This is a genomic window from Erwinia sp. CGal63 (assembly GCF_037026505.1).
Taxonomy (GTDB): domain Bacteria; phylum Pseudomonadota; class Gammaproteobacteria; order Enterobacterales; family Enterobacteriaceae; genus Erwinia.
This window is the reverse complement of the sequence record NZ_JAKUMN010000001.1, coordinates 772,436-789,403: the sequence shown is the minus strand read 5'-3', so window position 1 is coordinate 789,403 and position 16,968 is coordinate 772,436. Positions and strand designations below refer to the sequence as shown.

16 protein-coding genes and 1 tRNA gene are annotated in these 16,968 nt (G+C 55.8%); 10 read left to right on the top strand and 7 right to left on the bottom strand.

Features of this window, described 5'->3' with window-relative positions; translation table 11 throughout:
- The first annotated feature begins 104 nt into the window (after positions 1-104).
- The 3 genes from MKZ79_RS03535 (at position 105) to MKZ79_RS03525 (ending at position 1,800) form a co-directional block, all read left to right on the top strand.
- Positions 105-189: transfer RNA gene (locus MKZ79_RS03535), tRNA-Tyr, on the top strand.
- A gap of 406 nt (positions 190-595) precedes the next feature.
- The gene (gene xthA / locus MKZ79_RS03530; RefSeq protein ID WP_336140210.1) at positions 596-1,402 is read left to right on the top strand and encodes an exodeoxyribonuclease III; all 807 of its coding nucleotides are present in this window, start codon (positions 596-598) and stop codon (positions 1,400-1,402) included.
- Positions 1,402-1,800 (top strand): pyrimidine (deoxy)nucleoside triphosphate diphosphatase, encoded by a 399-nt coding sequence (locus MKZ79_RS03525; protein ID WP_336140209.1) that lies wholly within the window; start codon positions 1,402-1,404, stop codon positions 1,798-1,800. Before xthA ends, MKZ79_RS03525 begins: the two co-directional genes overlap by 1 nt.
- On the opposite strand, the gene MKZ79_RS03520 is transcribed toward MKZ79_RS03525, so the two are convergent.
- The 3 genes from MKZ79_RS03520 to MKZ79_RS03510 all read right to left on the bottom strand — a co-directional run bounded on the left by MKZ79_RS03520 (position 1,793) and on the right by MKZ79_RS03510 (position 4,732).
- Positions 1,793-2,056, bottom strand: coding sequence for a DUF1496 domain-containing protein (locus MKZ79_RS03520; protein WP_336141338.1), 264 nt, complete (start codon positions 2,054-2,056; stop codon positions 1,793-1,795). The two genes, MKZ79_RS03525 and MKZ79_RS03520, sit on opposite strands and share 8 nt — an antisense overlap.
- A 60-nt stretch (positions 2,057-2,116) precedes the next feature.
- On the bottom strand, positions 2,117-4,033 hold the full coding sequence (locus MKZ79_RS03515) for a DNA topoisomerase III (protein ID WP_336140208.1): 1,917 nt from the start codon (positions 4,031-4,033) through the stop codon (positions 2,117-2,119).
- A gap of 147 nt (positions 4,034-4,180) precedes the next feature.
- Positions 4,181-4,732 carry an NAD(P)H nitroreductase gene (locus MKZ79_RS03510; RefSeq protein ID WP_336140207.1) on the bottom strand — a complete coding sequence of 184 codons (552 nt, stop codon included), beginning with the start codon at positions 4,730-4,732 and terminating at the stop codon, positions 4,181-4,183.
- Positions 4,733-4,911: 179 nt separating this feature from the next.
- Between MKZ79_RS03510 and sppA the strand changes: the two genes are divergently transcribed.
- The 3 genes from sppA (at position 4,912) to pncA (ending at position 8,481) form a co-directional block, all read left to right on the top strand.
- Entirely contained in the window at positions 4,912-6,768 is a 1,857-nt protein-coding gene (gene sppA, locus MKZ79_RS03505) for a signal peptide peptidase SppA (RefSeq protein WP_336140206.1), read from the top strand.
- Between the two features lie 79 nt (positions 6,769-6,847).
- On the top strand, positions 6,848-7,867 hold the full coding sequence (ansA, locus tag MKZ79_RS03500) for an asparaginase (RefSeq protein WP_336140205.1): 1,020 nt from the start codon (positions 6,848-6,850) through the stop codon (positions 7,865-7,867).
- Between the two features lie 8 nt (positions 7,868-7,875).
- Positions 7,876-8,481 carry a bifunctional nicotinamidase/pyrazinamidase gene (gene pncA, locus MKZ79_RS03495; RefSeq protein WP_336140204.1) on the top strand — a complete coding sequence of 202 codons (606 nt, stop codon included), beginning with the start codon at positions 7,876-7,878 and terminating at the stop codon, positions 8,479-8,481.
- Between the two features lie 63 nt (positions 8,482-8,544).
- Here pncA and MKZ79_RS03490 read toward each other — a convergent pair whose 3' ends face one another.
- The gene (locus tag MKZ79_RS03490) at positions 8,545-8,820 is read right to left on the bottom strand and encodes a YeaC family protein (protein ID WP_336140203.1); all 276 of its coding nucleotides are present in this window, start codon (positions 8,818-8,820) and stop codon (positions 8,545-8,547) included.
- 5 nt (positions 8,821-8,825) lie between these two features.
- Positions 8,826-9,230 carry a peptide-methionine (R)-S-oxide reductase MsrB gene (msrB, locus tag MKZ79_RS03485; protein ID WP_336140201.1) on the bottom strand — a complete coding sequence of 135 codons (405 nt, stop codon included), beginning with the start codon at positions 9,228-9,230 and terminating at the stop codon, positions 8,826-8,828.
- A gap of 338 nt (positions 9,231-9,568) precedes the next feature.
- On the opposite strand from msrB, the gene gapA reads away from it, so the two are divergent.
- Complete coding sequence (gene gapA, locus MKZ79_RS03480; protein ID WP_336140200.1) at positions 9,569-10,564, top strand: glyceraldehyde-3-phosphate dehydrogenase; 996 nt, start codon at positions 9,569-9,571, stop codon at positions 10,562-10,564.
- A 67-nt stretch (positions 10,565-10,631) separates the two neighbouring features.
- Positions 10,632-11,510 carry a D-hexose-6-phosphate mutarotase gene (locus tag MKZ79_RS03475; protein ID WP_336140199.1) on the top strand — a complete coding sequence of 293 codons (879 nt, stop codon included), beginning with the start codon at positions 10,632-10,634 and terminating at the stop codon, positions 11,508-11,510.
- 34 nt (positions 11,511-11,544) lie between these two features.
- Here the strand turns inward: MKZ79_RS03475 and MKZ79_RS03470 are convergent, their stop codons facing one another.
- Together MKZ79_RS03470 and MKZ79_RS03465 are read right to left on the bottom strand one after the other, a co-directional pair.
- Entirely contained in the window at positions 11,545-12,393 is an 849-nt protein-coding gene (locus MKZ79_RS03470; protein WP_336140198.1) for an aldo/keto reductase, read from the bottom strand.
- 81 nt (positions 12,394-12,474) lie between these two features.
- Positions 12,475-13,221 (bottom strand): MipA/OmpV family protein, encoded by a 747-nt coding sequence (locus MKZ79_RS03465; protein WP_336140196.1) that lies wholly within the window; start codon positions 13,219-13,221, stop codon positions 12,475-12,477.
- Positions 13,222-13,653: 432 nt separating this feature from the next.
- On the opposite strand from MKZ79_RS03465, the gene yeaG reads away from it, so the two are divergent.
- Together yeaG and MKZ79_RS03455 are read left to right on the top strand one after the other, a co-directional pair.
- Complete coding sequence (yeaG, locus tag MKZ79_RS03460) at positions 13,654-15,588, top strand: protein kinase YeaG (protein ID WP_336140195.1); 1,935 nt, start codon at positions 13,654-13,656, stop codon at positions 15,586-15,588.
- Positions 15,589-15,657: 69 nt separating this feature from the next.
- Positions 15,658-16,935 carry a YeaH/YhbH family protein gene (locus MKZ79_RS03455; RefSeq protein ID WP_336140194.1) on the top strand — a complete coding sequence of 426 codons (1,278 nt, stop codon included), beginning with the start codon at positions 15,658-15,660 and terminating at the stop codon, positions 16,933-16,935.
- Positions 16,936-16,968 lie beyond the last annotated feature (33 nt).

Genomic DNA, 16,968 nt, shown 5'->3' with positions numbered 1-16,968 from the left:
CTTCGACCTCGAAGGTTTGACCCGAAGCGCGCAATAGCGCGTATCCTTCCTGCACTGAGTGACAAAACAGCTAACGCTGTTTCTACAAGTAGTACGCTTCCCCTGGTGGGGTTCCCGAGCGGCCAAAGGGAGCAGACTGTAAATCTGCCGTCATCGACTTCGAAGGTTCGAATCCTTCCCCCACCACCATTTCAGACTTCTTCAATCCCAACGTTAAAGCACAATTTGTCAGATTCCCCACGGGGAAGGACGAGAAGCTTCGACCTCGAAGGTTTGACCCGCAGGGCGCGGAGCGCAGCGACGTGAATCCTTCCCGCACGGAGTCAACCTCAGCACACCATTTCAAATCTCTTCAATCCCAACGTAAAAGCACAATTTGTCAGATTCCCCATGGGGAAGGACGAGAAGCTTCGACCCGAAAAATTTAAACGCCGCGCGCAGCCGCGCATATCTTGCCCTCATAAAAGCGCTATCGGCACACTATTCCGGCCCGCTTCCGTTCCAGTGTTTAAAGCGGCCGCCATCGACTGATGACAGTGCGCGCCCGCTTCTGCTACCATCCGCCCATCTTTTTACCCGCCAACCGGGCTTTGTTATGAAATTCGTCTCTTTTAATATCAATGGGCTCCGCGCCCGTCCCCATCAGCTTGCCGCCATTGTTGAACAGCATCAGCCGGACGTGATCGGTCTGCAGGAAACCAAAGTTCACGATGAGATGTTCCCGCTGGAAGAGGTCGCCAGCCTGGGCTACAACGTCTTCTATCACGGGCAGAAAGGCCACTACGGCGTAGCGCTGCTGACCAAAGAGCAGCCGATCCTGGTACGTCGCGGTTTTCCAGGCGACGACGAAGAAGCCCAGCGCCGTCTGATTATGGCCGATATCGCCAGCCCGATCGGTACCCTTACCGTTATCAACGGCTATTTTCCGCAGGGCGAAAGCCGCGACCACGCGACGAAATTTCCCGCTAAAGAGAAATTTTATCGCGATCTGCAGAGCTATCTTGAGCAGGAACAGCAGCCAACCAATCCCGTTCTTATCATGGGCGATATGAATATCAGCGCGACCGATCTGGATATCGGTATCGGCGAAGATAGCCGCAAACGCTGGCTGCGCACGGGAAAATGCTCTTTTCTGCCTGAAGAGCGTGAATGGATGGATCGCCTGATGAACTGGGGACTGGTGGACACATGGCGCGCGCAAAACGCCGACGTCAACGATCGTTTTTCGTGGTTCGACTACCGCTCCAAAGGCTTTGACGATAATCGCGGCCTGCGTATCGATCTGCTGCTGGCCAGCCGGCCGCTAGCCGAACGCTGCGTGGCGACCGGCATCGATTATGAGATCCGCAGCATGGAAAAACCGTCCGACCACGCGCCCGTCTGGGCTGAATTCAGTTTCTGATGTCGGCGAAACGCATTGACGTTGTGGCCGCGCTGATTGTCCGTCAGGGGAACATCCTGCTGGCGCAGCGCGGCCCGCAGGGCGATCAGCCAGGCCTGTGGGAACTACCGGGCGGCAAGGTTCAAGCGGGCGAAAGCCAGCCGCAGGCGCTGCAAAGAGAGCTAAAAGAAGAGTTGGGTATCGATGGGGAAATCAGCCGCTATATCGCCAGCGAAAGCCGCGAGGTCAGCGGACGGCAGATCCATCTGCACGCCTGGCTGGTTGAGAATTTTAGCGGCGAGCCTGGCCTGCAATGCCATCAGGCGCTGACGTGGTGCTCGCCGCAGGAAGCGCTGCGTTACCAGCTGGCGCCAGCCGATATCCCGCTGCTGGACGCCTGGCTCGCGCAGACTACTTAACGGTTTGCCAGATCAGGTTATTGGTGCCGTAAGATTGCTCATCGCGGCGGCACTGCAGCAGCACGCCTTCCATCTTCACCACCGAGCCTTCCGTATAGCTGCGGTTTTCATAAGTGCAGCAGCGCAGACAGGGAGGCTGATTGTTATTCTGTCCCTGCGTCCAGACTTCCGGCGGCATATCCACCACCACGTCGGCGTTGCCGCCGCTCTGCGTATTCTCCTGCTCGTAATCGCTATGTCCGGTGCCAATATGCATGTTTGCCGCAAAGAGCGGAGAACAGAACAGCAGCGTGACGGTCAGTAATACTCTTTTCATTTAAGTGCCCTTCGCTTTTGCCGCCTTACGCTGCGGCTTTTTACGGTTACCCGCCGGTGAAGGAAGGCCACGGAACGCGTGCGCAGCGGGCTGCTGGCGCGCCTGATCGATCAGTGTATAGAGCGTGCCCACCAGCGGCTGCATAAAATCCTGGTAGCGACACTGCTTTTCACTGATTTTGGTCAGCGTGGATTCCCACTGAGCGGTCATATCCGGACGCGCCGCCATTTCCGGCAGCGAGTGGATCAGGGCGCGCCCGGCGGGAGTCGCGTTGATATAACGCCCTTTCTTGATCAGAAAAGCGCGTTTAAACAACAGCTCGATAATCCCGGCGCGCGTCGCCTCTGTGCCTAAACCATCGGTCGCACGCAGCACTTTCTTTAGATCTTTATCCTGAACAAATCGTGCGATGCCGGTCATCGCCGACAGCAGGGTCGCGTCGGTGAAAGGTCGCGGCGGCTGAGTCTGCTTGCTGACCACTTCGCCGCTTTCGCACAGTAGCTCGTCCCCTTTCGCCACCACCGGCAGCGGCGTGCCGTCATTTTCCTCGTCGCGCTCTTTGCTGCCCAGCAGCGCGCGCCAGCCCGCTTCGGCAAGAAAACGCGCTTTGGCGATAAATTTACCGCCAGCGATATCCAGCTCAATAACGCATTTACGGTAAATGGCGTCAGGACAAAACTGCATCAGATACTGCGTGGCAATTAAACGATAGATATTCTTTTCGTTTTCCGTCAGCCCCACTTTGCTGCTGCGCGCCGTGGGAATAATGGCGTGGTGCGCATCCACCTTTTTATCGTCCCAGCAGCGGTTTCGGCGATCGCTGTCGAAATCGGCCGGCGGCGTCAGATCCGGCTGATGGGCGTTGATGGCGTTCAGCACCGCATGTCTGCCGGCAAAATGCTCATCCGGCAGGTAGCGACTGTCCGAACGCGGATAGGTAATCAGCTTGTGGGTTTCATAGAGCTTCTGACAGGTATCCAGCACCGTTTGCGCGCTCAGCCCGAAGCGTCTGGCCGCTTCAATTTGCAGCGAAGAAAGAGAGAACGGCAGCGGCGCCGTGTCGTTCTCCCGTTTGTCATTATAGCTGGTGACGTGCGCAGGCTGGCCGCCGATACGCGCCACCACGTGTTCGGCCAGCTGACGGTTAAGCAGCCGCCCTTCTTCATCCTGATGCGGCTCGCAGGCTTCGCTAGGCTGCCAGGTGGCCACAAAGCGTTCGTCCTTCGGCGTCACAATATGGGCTTTCACCTCGAAAAAATCTTTGGGGACGAAATTTTCGATCTCTTCATCTCGCCGCACTACCAGTCCAAGTACAGGCGTTTGCACGCGCCCTACGGATAAAACGCCGTCGTAGCCGGCATTGCGCCCCAGCAGCGTATAGGCGCGCGTCATATTGATGCCGTAAAGCCAGTCCGCACGCGCACGCGCCAGCGCCGATACGCACAGCGGAATAAATTCGCGGTTTTCACGCAGGCGCTCGATCGCTCTGGTCACGGCCTGCGGGTTGAGGTCGTTGATCAGGCAGCGCTGTACCCGCTCGCGCTTCTGTGGCGACAGCGCCAGGTAATCCAGCACCTCATCCACCAGCAGCTGGCCTTCGCGATCCGGGTCGCCCGCGTGCACCACTTCATCGGCCTGTGCCAGCAAGGTTTTAATGGCGTTTAACTGCTTTGCCACGGAAGGGCGCGGCTGTAGCCGCCATTTTTCCGGGACAATCGGCAAGTCGGCCAGCGACCAGCGCGCATAGCGACTGTCGTAGCTGTCGGGCTGTGCCTGCTCTAGCAGGTGGCCGACGCACCACGTCACTACGTCATTGCTGCCGCAGGCGATATAACCGTCGCCGCGCCGATGCGGCTTGGGCAGGACATCCGCGATCGCGCGGGCAAGGCTGGGTTTTTCGGCAATAAACAAACGCATCCGGCGATGGCTTCCTTCAGAGGATAATGGAGGTAGATGGTAGCGTTTTCAGCAGTCGGTGATAAGCGTTTCACCGTCCGTTCGCTTATTATCCCGGCAAATTGATTGTCTGGCGACTATCCTGCCTTTTTCGCGGCGAGCCGTCTGTCAGAAATAGCTGACAAAAGGCGTGGTATCCGGTGGAACCAGCGTTGTGGCGGATTTGAGCTGTGGCGTGCCTAAATAAAGAAAGCCGACGATGGCATCCTGCTCGCGGCAGTTGAAAGCCTCGCGTACGGCCTGATGCTCTGTCCAGGCGCCGCTGCGCCAGATGCCGTTGAATCCCTGCGCCACGGCGGCCATTTGCATCGCCATCACCGCACAGCCTGCGGAAACCACCTGCTCCCAGCGCGGCACTTTGTGATGCTCTTCGCAATGGGCCACCACGGTGATAATCATCGGCGCGCGAAACGGCGACTGCTTCGCCTTCTCGATCTTTTTAGGCTCCATATTGTCGTCGCGCGCGGCTTTTTCCAGCAGCTGGCTGAAGCGTTCACGTCCTTCATTCTCAATCACAATAAAGCGCCACGGCTGCAGCGTGCCGTGATCGGGCGCGCGCATACCGGCGCGGATAATATTTTCCAGCGCTTCACCGGCGGGCGCAGGCTCGCTTAAACGTGAGGCGGAACGTCGGTTGACTACCAGATCCAGTGCGTCCATAACTTACTCCTGATTGGAATGCAGAGCAGCTGAAGCTAGCACAGGATGATGATTTGTTACAGCATTGCGCTTTTTCCTGCTGACAAGTTTGTCCCCGCTCTTTAGGATGTCACCATTCTGACCCGACGCGGGCCGGTTGAGCGGCCTGACGGGTTTTTTATTGCGATTATGGAGAGACTATGCGCACTTTGTGGCGAGCGATCGCTGGCGTTTTTAAATGGGGCTGGCGCCTGCTGAATTTTATTCGGGAATTTATCCTTAATCTTTTTCTGGTGCTGCTGATTGTGCTCTGCGTGGGGGCTTACTTCCAGTTCACCAAATCGTCGGCGCCCGTAGAGACGCAGAAAGGCGCGCTGGTGGTGGATTTGACCGGCGTGGTGGTCGATAAACCTTCCGTCAGCAACAAGCTCAGCAAGATTGGCCGCCAGCTGCTGGGCGCCAGCAGCGATCGCCTGAAAGAAAACTCGCTGTTCGACGTGGTGGACGCTATCCGCCAGGCGAAGGACGATGGCAATATCACCGGCATGGTGCTGGATCTGCGCGATTTCGCCGGCGCCGACCAGCCTTCCCTGCAATATATGGGCAAGGCGCTGCGCGAGTTCCGCGACAGCGGCAAGCAAATTTACGCGACCGGCGACAGCTACAGCCAGGCGCAGTACTATCTCGCCAGCTTCGCCAACAAGATTTATCTGTCGCCGCAGGGCGCGGTGGATCTGCATGGTTTCGCCACTAATGGCCTCTATTACAAGACGCTGCTGGATAAGCTGAAGGTCAGCTCGCACGTTTTCCGCGTCGGCACCTATAAATCCGCCGTAGAGCCTTTCCTGCGCGATGATATGTCGCCGGCGGCGCGCGATGCCGACAGCCGTTGGATCGGCGAGCTGTGGCAAAACTATCTGAATACCATTGCCGCTAACCGGCAGATTACGCCGCAGCAGCTTTTCCCTGGCGCTCAGGGCGTACTTGACGGTCTGCAGAAAGTGGGCGGCGATACCGCGCGCTATGCAAAAGAGAACAAGCTGGTGGATGAACTGGCTTCGCGCGCCATAGTGGATCACGAGTTTGGCAAGCTTTTCGGCTGGGACAAACAGGCCGCTGACTATAAAGGCACCAGCATCTATGATTACCCGGTGAAGGATAAACCCGCCGCGAACGGCAATATCGCCGTGATTATGGCCAGCGGTGCGATCATGGATGGCGATGAGACGCCGGGCAACGTTGGCGGCGACACCACTGCGCTGGCCATTCGCAAGGCGCGTCTGGACGACAAAGTTAAAGCGATTATTCTGCGCGTCAACAGCCCTGGCGGCAGCGTGACCGCGTCTGAAACCATTCGCGAAGAGCTGGCGGCGGCGAAAGCAGCAGGCAAGCCTGTGGTAGTGTCAATGGGCGGTATGGCGGCTTCGGGCGGTTACTGGATCTCCACGCCAGCTAACTACATTATCGCCAGCCCGAGCACGCTGACCGGCTCTATTGGGATTTTCGGCGTGATCAACACGGTGGAAAACTCTCTGGACGCGATTGGCGTACATACGGACGGCGTTTCGACTTCGCCGCTGGCGGACGTCGCGATGACTAAAGCGCTGCCGCCGGAAGTACAGCGGCTGATGCAGCTGAGCATCGAAAACGGCTATAAAAATTTCCTGGGACTGGTAGCCACCTCGCGCGGAAAAACGCCGGAGCAGATCGATCAGATAGCTCAGGGTCACGTCTGGACCGGCAGCGACGCGAAGAACAACGGGCTGGTCGATGCGCTTGGCGACTTTGACGATGCGGTAGCCAAAGCCGCAGAGCTGGCGAAGCTTAAGCAATACCAGCTGAACTGGTATCAGGACGAGCCAGGTTTTCTCGATCTGCTGTTTAGCCAGGTAGACGCTTCCGCCCGCGCGGCGCTGCCTGAAACGCTGAAGGCCTGGCTGCCCGCACCGATGTATGACGTAATGGCGGCGATGAAAAACCAGCCTGGCCTGTTTGACAATCTCAACGATCCGCAGAACCGCTATGCGTTTTGCCTGACCTGCAGCCAGGTCAAATAAGCTAAAAGCGGCTCGCTGGTCGGGCCGCTTTTCCACCGATTTCACCTTATACTGCCCCTTTTAAGGCCCAGATATTCCCATGCAAAAAAAATCCATCTATGTAGCCTATACCGGCGGCACCATCGGTATGCAGCGTTCTGAACACGGCTATGTGCCCGTTTCCGGCCATCTGCAAGCGCAGCTGGCGGCAATGCCGGAATTCCATCGTGAAGAAATGCCGGATTTTACCATCCATGAGTATCAGCCGCTGATTGACTCGTCTGATATGACACCGCAGGACTGGCAAACGATTGCCGACGATATAAAGGCTAACTACGATAACTATGACGGCTTCGTGATCCTGCACGGCACCGACACCATGGCGTTCACCGCCTCCGCGCTCTCTTTTATGCTGGAGAACCTAAGCAAGCCGGTAATTGTGACAGGGTCACAAATCCCGTTGGCGGAACTGCGCTCCGACGGCCAGCAGAACCTGCTTAACTCTCTGTTCGTCGCCGCCAACTACCCCATTAACGAAGTCGCGCTGTTTTTTAACAATCAGCTCTATCGCGGCAATCGTACCACCAAAGCGCACGCGGATGGCTTCAATGCCTTCGCCTCGCCTAACCTGCCGCCGCTGCTGGAAGCAGGCATCCATATCCGCCGTCTGAATACGCCGCCCGCGCCCGGCGGCCAGGGCAAGCTGACCGTGCGCAGCATTACGCCGCAGCCTGTAGGCGTGGTCACTATTTATCCCGGCATCTCCGCCGATGTGGTCAGCAACTTTCTGCGCCAGCCGGTCAAAGCGCTGATCCTGCGCTCTTATGGCGTCGGCAACGCGCCGCAGAATCCGGCGTTTTTAAAAGAGCTGAAAGAAGCCTCCGATCGCGGCATCGTGGTGGTGAACCTGACGCAGTGTATGTCCGGCAAGGTAAATATGGGTGGCTACGCTACGGGCAACGCGCTGGCGCTGGCTGGCGTGGTCAGCGGTTTCGATATGACGGTGGAAGCCACGCTGACCAAGCTGCACTTCCTGCTCAGTCAGAACCTTTCCAGCGATGAAGTGCGTCGACAGATGCAGGTGAATTTGCGCGGCGAACTGACGCCGGACGAAAAGTGAGATAAGTCATGAAGGCCCTGATTCTGATCGATTTGCAAAATGATTTTTGTCCCGGCGGCGCGCTGGCCGTGGATCAAGGAGAGCGAGTTATTGCCGTCGCCAACCGCTACGCCGCAGAATTTTATCGGCTTCAGCAGCCCGTAGTGGCAACGTTTGACTGGCATCCGGCTAATCATGGCAGCTTCGCCACCAATGCAGGCCAGCCCGTGGGCACGCTGGGCGAGCTGGACGGCTTGCCGCAGGTCTGGTGGCCCGATCACTGCGTGCAGCACACGCCGGGCGCGGAGCTGCATCCGCAGCTGGAGCAGCGCTATCTGACCACGCAGATCTATAAAGGGCAGCAGCCGCTGGTGGACAGCTATAGCGCTTTCTTCGATAACGGCCATCGACAGAAAACGGCGCTGGATGAGTGGCTGCGTAGCCGTGGCGTGACCAGCCTGACGATTATGGGGCTGGCGACGGACTACTGCGTAAAGTACAGCGTGCTGGATGCGCTGGCGCTGGGCTATCAGGTCGAAGTAGTGACAGAAGGCTGCCGTGGCGTAAATCTGTCGCCGCGCGATAGCAAGATCGCGCTGGCCGAAATGGCCGCTCAGGGCGCCGTTATTCTCTGAAGTAAACTTGCTCCTGCTTTCAGCGCCGATTATTCCTGCAGGAATAATCGGCGTCGTTAGTCGCTACTGCAGTCTGATTTTGGTGAGGTCGTCGTCGATGCCAAACTCTTCTTTCAGCTGCTTCTTGCTTTTGGTCACCATCTCGCCGCCCTTGCCCACGCTCATATGCTGCGGATTATCGTTGTGGCGCGCCTGCCACAGCATCACCAGCTGCAGACTGTTCTCTTTTTGCTCCGGCGTTAGCGGCACGCCGTCGGCCCACTTGCCGGTCTCCACCGCCGTTGCCAGGCGCTGGTAGATATCCGGCGTCATGGCTTTGAGCACTTCATCAAGCTCCATAGCGACTATCCTTTAATCTGGGTGCCGGCTTCATCGGTAAAGCTTAGTGAAGCGGAGTTGACGCAATAGCGTTCGCCTGTCGGCTGCGGGCCGTCGGGAAAAACGTGTCCCAGGTGCGCGTCGCAGGTGCCGCAACGGATCTCGATGCGCTGCATACCGTGCGAGTCATCTTCCAGGTAGCGGATAGCTTCATCGCTGTAAGGCTGATAGAAGCTGGGCCAGCCGCAGCCGGAATCGTACTTGGTGCCGGAAAGAAACAGCGGCGAGTTACAGACGAGGCATTGATAGATGCCTTCGCTTTTGTTATGCAGCAGTTTGCCCGAGTATGGCGGCTCAGTGCCGCGCTGCTGGGTAACATAGTGCTGCATCTCGTTTAGATCGGTTTCGGGTTTCAGTGGGCGTTCGGCCATATTAAGCATCTCTGGCAATAGTGTCTGAAGTTCAGCTAACATTCTAACAAATACTTAACAACGCCATGGGATTTTTTATGCTCAGGCGGAGTCTGAAAGTTAGCGTGCGATGAAAATGTGACTTAGATCACCCTTTAAAATGTCGAGCCCTTTATATTCGCGCCGAATGCCCCAAACTAATGGGTGAGACGCATGTCGCGGAAGGCGTTTTCAGGCGATTATTCCTGCTCCAGGGTTTGACTTGTCGCAACTATTGAAGCGATTCCGCTTGACGCCTGATAAGGTTTTTGTAATTTTACAGCCAACCTTTTATTCACTAACAACAGCTGGTGGAATATATGACTATCAAAGTAGGTATCAACGGTTTTGGCCGCATCGGTCGCATCGTTTTCCGTGCTGCTCAGCAGCGTTCCGACGTAGAAATCGTTGCGATCAACGATCTGCTGGACGCCGAGTACATGGCTTACATGCTGAAATATGACTCCACGCATGGTCGTTTCGACGGCACCGTTGAAGTTAAAGATGGCCATCTGGTTGTTAACGGCAAAACCATCCGTGTTACCGCTGAAAGAGATCCGGCTAACCTGAAGTGGAACGAAGTCGGTGTTGACGTGGTGGCTGAAGCTACCGGTATCTTCCTGACCGACGAAACCGCTCGTAAACATATCCAGGCTGGCGCGAAGAAAGTTGTGCTGACTGGCCCATCCAAAGACGACACCCCAATGTTCGTTATGGGTGTTAACCACAAGGCATATGCTGGCCAGGAAATCGTTTCTAACGCCTCCTGCACCACCAACTGCCTGGCGCCGCTGGCTAAAGTGATCAACGACAAGTTCGGCATCGTTGAAGCGCTGATGACCACCGTTCACGCGACCACCGCTACTCAGAAAACCGTTGACGGCCCGTCTCACAAAGACTGGCGCGGCGGCCGCGGCGCGTCCCAGAACATCATTCCATCCTCTACCGGCGCAGCTAAAGCTGTAGGTAAAGTCATCCCTGAGCTGAACGGCAAACTGACCGGTATGGCGTTCCGCGTGCCTACGCCTAACGTTTCCGTGGTTGACCTGACTGCACGTCTGGCTAAGCCTGCTTCCTACAAAGAAATTTGTGAAGCGATCAAGGCCGCTGCAGAAGGCGAGCTGAAAGGCATTCTGGGCTACACCGAAGATGAAGTGGTTTCTACCGATTTCAACGGCGAAACCCTGACCTCTGTGTTCGACGCCAAAGCCGGTATCGCACTGAGCGACACCTTTGTTAAGCTGGTTTCCTGGTACGATAACGAAACCGGTTACTCTAACAAGGTTCTGGATCTGATCGCGCACATCGCAAAATAATTGCGACAGGCTGATTCTGAGGGCGACTGCGGTCGCCCTTTTTTTTCGCTGATTAACAGGAGCTCCGATGAACGAAAAACTCTTTTCGCTGCCCGTAGCCGAACAGCTCACGCCCTATATCTCGCTGCGCAAGATGGGCGATCTGCCGCTATTGGTTATTGCGCATCCGCGCGTACGCGCAGCGGTGACGCTGCAGGGCGCACAGCTGGTTGCGTGGCAGCCCAGCGGCGAAAAGCCGGTTATCTGGCTAAGCGATAAAACCGCATGGAGCGCCGGTAAAGCGATTCGCGGTGGCGTACCTGTCTGCTGGCCCTGGTTTGGCCCGGCGGGCGAGCCGGCGCATGGCTTCGCCAGAACTCTGCCCTGGACGCTGTCAGCGCATGACGAAAACGAAGAGAGCGTTATGTTGACGCTGGTGCTGGAAAGCAGCGAGCAGACCAAAAAGCTCTGGCCGCACGATTTTTCCCTGTTTATCCGTTTTCGCTTCAGCGAACGCTGCGAGATAGAGCTGGAAGCGCACGGCGATTTCGAAGCCACCGCTGCGCTGCACAGCAACTTCGAAGTCAAAGATATCGACGGCGTAGAGGTCAGCGGCCTGGGTCAGCCCTATATCGATAAGGTGCGTGATAACGCGGAAGGCCTGTCAGAAAGCGGCAGCCAGCGCTATCCCGATCGCGTTGACCGCATCTATACCCAACCGGAAGATTGCAGCATCATCAGCGATAAAACCGGAAACCGAACCCTTGAAGTCCATCATCACTATCACAGTGACGTTGTCACCTGGAATCCCGGCCCGGCGCTGTCGTGCAGCATGAGCGATATGGCGAATGAGGGCTATAAGAGCATGGTCTGCGTCGAAACGGCGCATGTGACTAAGCCAATGGTAAGCGCCGGTGAATCTCCTGCCCGGCTGGCCGTGACAATTAAAGTGCGCAAAGGCGCCTGATAGTCTGAGCGGGCAGCACGCCCGCTTCGGCTAGCTACACCACGTCCAGCGCCATCTTACGGCTGGGCGGTGGAAAAGCCTCGTTGAGTCGCGACAGCTCTTCACTGCTTAACTCAATATTCAGCGCGGCGGCATTTTCTGCAACGTGCGCCAGCGAACCGGCTTTTGGTATCGCCATCACGCCTTCTTTGCGGATCACCCAGGCCAGCAGCAGCTGCGCCACCGTAATGCCCTTTTGCTGTGCAATCTCGTTGAGCGTGGCGTGCGTCATAAGATCGTGCCGCAGACGGCCTGCCTGGGCGAGTGGACAATAAGCCATAACGGGAATCGCTTTCTGCTGGCAGTAAGGCAGCAGATCGAATTCAATGCCGCGCGAGGCAAGATGGTAAAGCACCTGATTGGCCGCGCAGGCTTCACCGCCCTTTTCCGCAAGCAGTTCGCTTAAATCGCTGCTGTCGAAATTGGAAACGCCCCAGCGGCGAATTTTTCCCGCCTGCTGCAGTTTTTCCATCGCCAGGATAGTTTCTTCCAGCGGTATATTGCCGCGCCAGTGCAGTAAATAGAGATCAAGATAGTCCGTCTGCAGCCGTCGCAGGCTGCGTTCGCACGCCTCAACGGCATCCACCACGCCCGCGTTCCACGGATAAACTTTGGACACCAGCCAGGCACGGTCGCGACGACCGCGCAGCGCTTCGCCAACCACTTCTTCCGCACCGCCGTCGGCGTACATTTCTGCGGTGTCAATAAGCGTCAGCCCATGTTCAAGCCCGGCCTGCAACGCGGCGATTTCCTGCGTTCGCCGACTGCTCTCTTCGCCCATATACCAGGTTCCCTGGCCTATAGCCGGCAAGCTTTGACCGGAAAAATCGATAAATTTAGTCATGCTGCCCTCCTGCACGGTTTTGGATCGCCATAAAGATGCAAAAGGGCGCAGCGCGCCCCTGATTAGTGCAGCTATGGCGGGTTAAAAGGTGTAGCTGATACCGGTCCAGACCGCGACCTGCGAATCTTTGTCTACCATTGGACTGTCTTTAACTTCGTCGCTCAAACGGGTGTAGCGTCCGGCAACCGTAGCGTTCCAGTTCTGATTGATCGCCCAGACGCCTGTCAGCTCCAGATAAGGATTCCAGCTGTCGTCAGCCTCGTAGCTGCGTAACCCGCTGCGGCGCGACTCGTTTTTGGATACGCCATAGTAGTAGTCATTCTGATTGGAGCTGTTATAGGTGGCGCCAATGCCCGGCGTCAGGCTGAAGTCGCCAAAGCTGAAGCGATAGAGATAAGTCAGATCCCAGATAAAGCCATCGCTGTTATCCAGTAAATCGCCCGCCAGCACCGTTCTGACCGTGCCCCACTCCGCCGTATGGCGATAAGCCACGCCGCCCATCAGCGTCATATGACGCTTGTCGAGCGCCTTCAGCTGCTTGTTGTCGGTGTCGTCAGGATCAAAATTCTGCGGCGAGCCTAAAATGGTTAGCGACAGCTGGTCCTGCTGATCTTTCCAGAGATAGTAACCTGCGGTCAGGCTGCGTACGTAGAAGCTGTCGCCTTCATAGTTGATGACGGGAACAGGATAATAACGATCCTGGCCACCTTTATAAGGACTCTGGCTATAGATCACCGACGCGCCAAGCGTTAACGGGTTGTCCTGCGCAGCAGCGGCGAAACAGAGAGGTAAAAACGCGGCAAGCGCGCTAACTTTGAAATAGTTCACAATTAATTCATTCCATAAATATAACAATCAGCTTATGCAGTTTATCAGCCTTACGGCATTTGTTTAAAATTTTAAAAACTCCTGTCGCACTCAGAATCAATTTTAACCTTACCAGCAGCAAAATTCTTACAGGCGCTTTTTTACAAAATCCTGCCAGCCCGCACCAGGCAAGGGACAGCGCTTAGATCATTTCTGACTTTGTTATTGAAATTGCATCGGAAATGCGAGGAGGTTCAGGAAATTTCTTAAATGCCAACTAAGCTTTAATGACAGACCCAAGGTTTGCAGAGCAGAGTAACCATAGGTTTTTGTTTATCCCGATTAGAAGTCAGGTTGGCATAAGGGTTGCTGTACTCATTATAAGTTCCTTCAGGGGCTTTCCCTCATTAGGCTCCTGGTACCTGTGCTAAAAACGAAAGGACGGGCATCGCTATGAATATATTCGATCACTATCGTCAGCGTTATGAAGCAGCCAAGGACGAAGAGTTTACACTGCAGGAATTTCTTACCGTTTGCCGGCAAGATCGCAGTGCATACGCCAACGCGGCAGAGAGACTATTAATGGCTATTGGTGAGCCGGTAATGGTCGATACTGCCCAGGAGCCACGCCTTTCCCGACTGTTTTCCAATCGCGTTATCGCGCGCTACCCCGCTTTTGAAGAGTTTTACGGCATGGAAGAGGCGATTGAACAGATTGTCTCTTATTTGAAACATGCCGCTCAGGGGCTGGAAGAGAAGAAACAGATCCTCTATTTGCTTGGCCCGGTAGGCGGCGGTAAGTCTTCCCTGGCCGAACGCCTGAAGTCGCTGATGCAGCGCGTGCCGATTTACGTGCTCAGCGCCGACGGCGAACGCAGCCCGGTCAACGACCATCCGCTGTGCCTGTTTAACCCGCAGGAAGACGCCAATATTCTGGAAAAAGAGTATGGCGTACCGCGGCGCTACCTCGGCACCATTATGTCGCCGTGGGCGGCCAAGCGTCTGCATGAGTTCGGCGGCGATATCTCCCGCTTTAAGGTAGTGAAAGTCTGGCCATCGATTCTGGAGCAGCTCGCTATCGCTAAAACCGAGCCGGGTGATGAAAACAATCAGGATATTTCCGCACTGGTGGGTAAAGTCGATATCCGCAAGCTGGAAAACCATGCCCAGAACGATCCTGATGCCTATGGCTACTCCGGCGCACTTTGCCGGGCCAACCAGGGGATTATGGAGTTCGTAGAGATGTTTAAAGCGCCAATCAAGGTGCTGCATCCGCTGCTGACCGCTACTCAGGAAGGTAACTACAACGGCACCGAGGGAATTTCCGCCCTGCCGTTCAACGGCATCATTCTGGCGCACTCGAACGAGTCGGAATGGGTCACCTTCCGCAACAACAAAAACAACGAGGCGTTTCTTGACCGTGTCTATATCGTCAAGGTGCCTTACTGCCTGCGCGTGTCGGAAGAGATTAAAATTTACGACAAGCTGCTGGCGCACAGTGAGCTTTCCCACGCGCCTTGCGCGCCCGGCACGCTTGAGACGCTGGCCCGCTTCTCGATTCTTTCACGTCTGAAAGAACCGGAAAACTCCAGTACCTACTCGAAAATGCGGGTTTACGATGGCGAGAGTCTCAAGGATACCGACCCGAAAGCCAAATCCTATCAGGAGTATCGCGACTACGCCGGCGTGGATGAAGGCATGAACGGTCTGTCGACCCGTTTCGCCTTTAAAATTCTTTCGCGCGTCTTCAACTTCGATCATACCGAGGTTGCCGCTAACCCGGTTCACCTCTTCTATGTGCTGGAGCAGCAGATTGAACGCGAGCAGTTCCCGCAGGATTTAGCCGAAAAATATCTGGAGCATCTGAAAGGCTATCTGATCCCGAAATACGCCGAGTTTATCGGCAAAGAGATCCAGACCGCCTACCTGGAATCCTATTCTGAATATGGCCAGAATATTTTCGACCGCTACGTCACCTACGCCGACTTCTGGATTCAGGATCAGGAGTACCGCGATCCCGATACCGGCCAGCTGTTCGACCGTGAATCGCTGAACGCGGAACTGGAGAAAATCGAGAAGCCGGCCGGGATCAGCAACCCGAAAGACTTCCGTAACGAGATCGTCAACTTTGTGCTGCGCGCGCGAGCGCACAATAATGGCCGTAACCCGAACTGGACCAGCTACGAGAAGCTGCGCACGGTTATCGAGAAGAAAATGTTCTCCAATACCGAAGAGCTGCTGCCGGTCATTTCGTTTAACGCCAAAACGTCTACCGACGAGCAGAAAAAGCATGATGATTTTGTCGACCGCATGATGGAGAAAGGCTATACCCGCAAGCAGGTACGTCTGCTGTGCGAATGGTATCTGCGCGTGAGGAAATCATCCTGATCCCGACTTCATAAGAGCATTCCTGTGGGTCAGGGAAACCTGACCCGACCAGCGTTGTTTGGGGGAGTTATGGCCTATTTTATCGATCGGCGTCTTAACGGCAAAAATAAGAGCGCGGTCAACCGCCAGCGCTTTTTGCGCCGCTATAAGTCGCAAATCAAACAGTCGATTTCCGAGGCCATCAATAAGCGCTCGGTAACCGACGTAGAGAGCGGCGAATCCGTTTCCATTCCCGTTGATGACATCAACGAGCCGGTGTTTCATCAGGGTCGTGGCGGCCAGCGCCATCGCGTGCATCCCGGTAATGACCACTTTGTGCAGAATGACCGCGTGGAACGTCCTCAGGGCGGCGGCGGTGGCGGCGGCAGCGGTCAGGGCAACGCCAGCCAGGATGGCGAAGGCAAAGATGAGTTCGTGTTTAATATCTCTAAAGATGAGTATCTGGATCTGCTATTTGAAGATTTGGCTCTGCCGAACCTGAAGAAAAATCAGCATCGGCAGCTCAATGAGTACAAGGTGCATCGGGCCGGTTTTACCTCCAACGGCGTGCCGGCCAATATCAGCGTGGTGAAATCGCTACAGAATTCACTTGCGCGTCGTACCGCCATGACAGCGGGAAAACGCAGGATGCTGACGGAGCTGGAAGCCTCGCTGGAAGCGGTGCAGAAAGCGGAACCGGCGCAGCTGTTGGAAGAAGAGCGCCTGCGTAAAGAGATCGCCGAACTGCGCGCGCGGATCAAACGCGTGCCCTTTATCGATACTTTCGATCTGCGCTATAAGAATTTCGAGAAGCGTCCCGAGCCGTCCAGCCAGGCGGTTATGTTTTGTCTGATGGACGTTTCCGGTTCGATGGATCAGGCGACCAAAGATATGGCCAAGCGTTTTTACATTCTGCTCTATCTCTTTTTGAGCCGAACCTACAAAAACGTCGATGTGGTCTATATCCGCCATCATACGCAGGCGAAAGAGGTAGACGAGCAGGAGTTTTTCTATTCGCAGGAAACGGGCGGTACCATCGTTTCCAGCGCGCTGAAGCTGATGGATGAGGTAGTGAAAGAGCGCTACGATCCGGCACAATGGAATATTTACGCCGCGCAGGCTTCCGATGGCGACAACTGGGCGGACGACTCCCCGCTGTGCCATGAAATCCTGGCGAAAAATATTCTGCCGGTTGTGCGCTACTATAGCTATATCGAAATCACCCGACGCGCTCACCAGACGCTGTGGCGTGAGTATGAACATCTGCAGGCGGTGTTCGATAATTTCGCTATCCAGCATATTCGGGAGCCGGAAGATATTTATCCGGTCTTCCGCGAGCTGTTCCATAAACAGGCGGAAAACGCTTAAGGGCCGTAGCGAAGTTGTCGCCAGGCGGGCTGA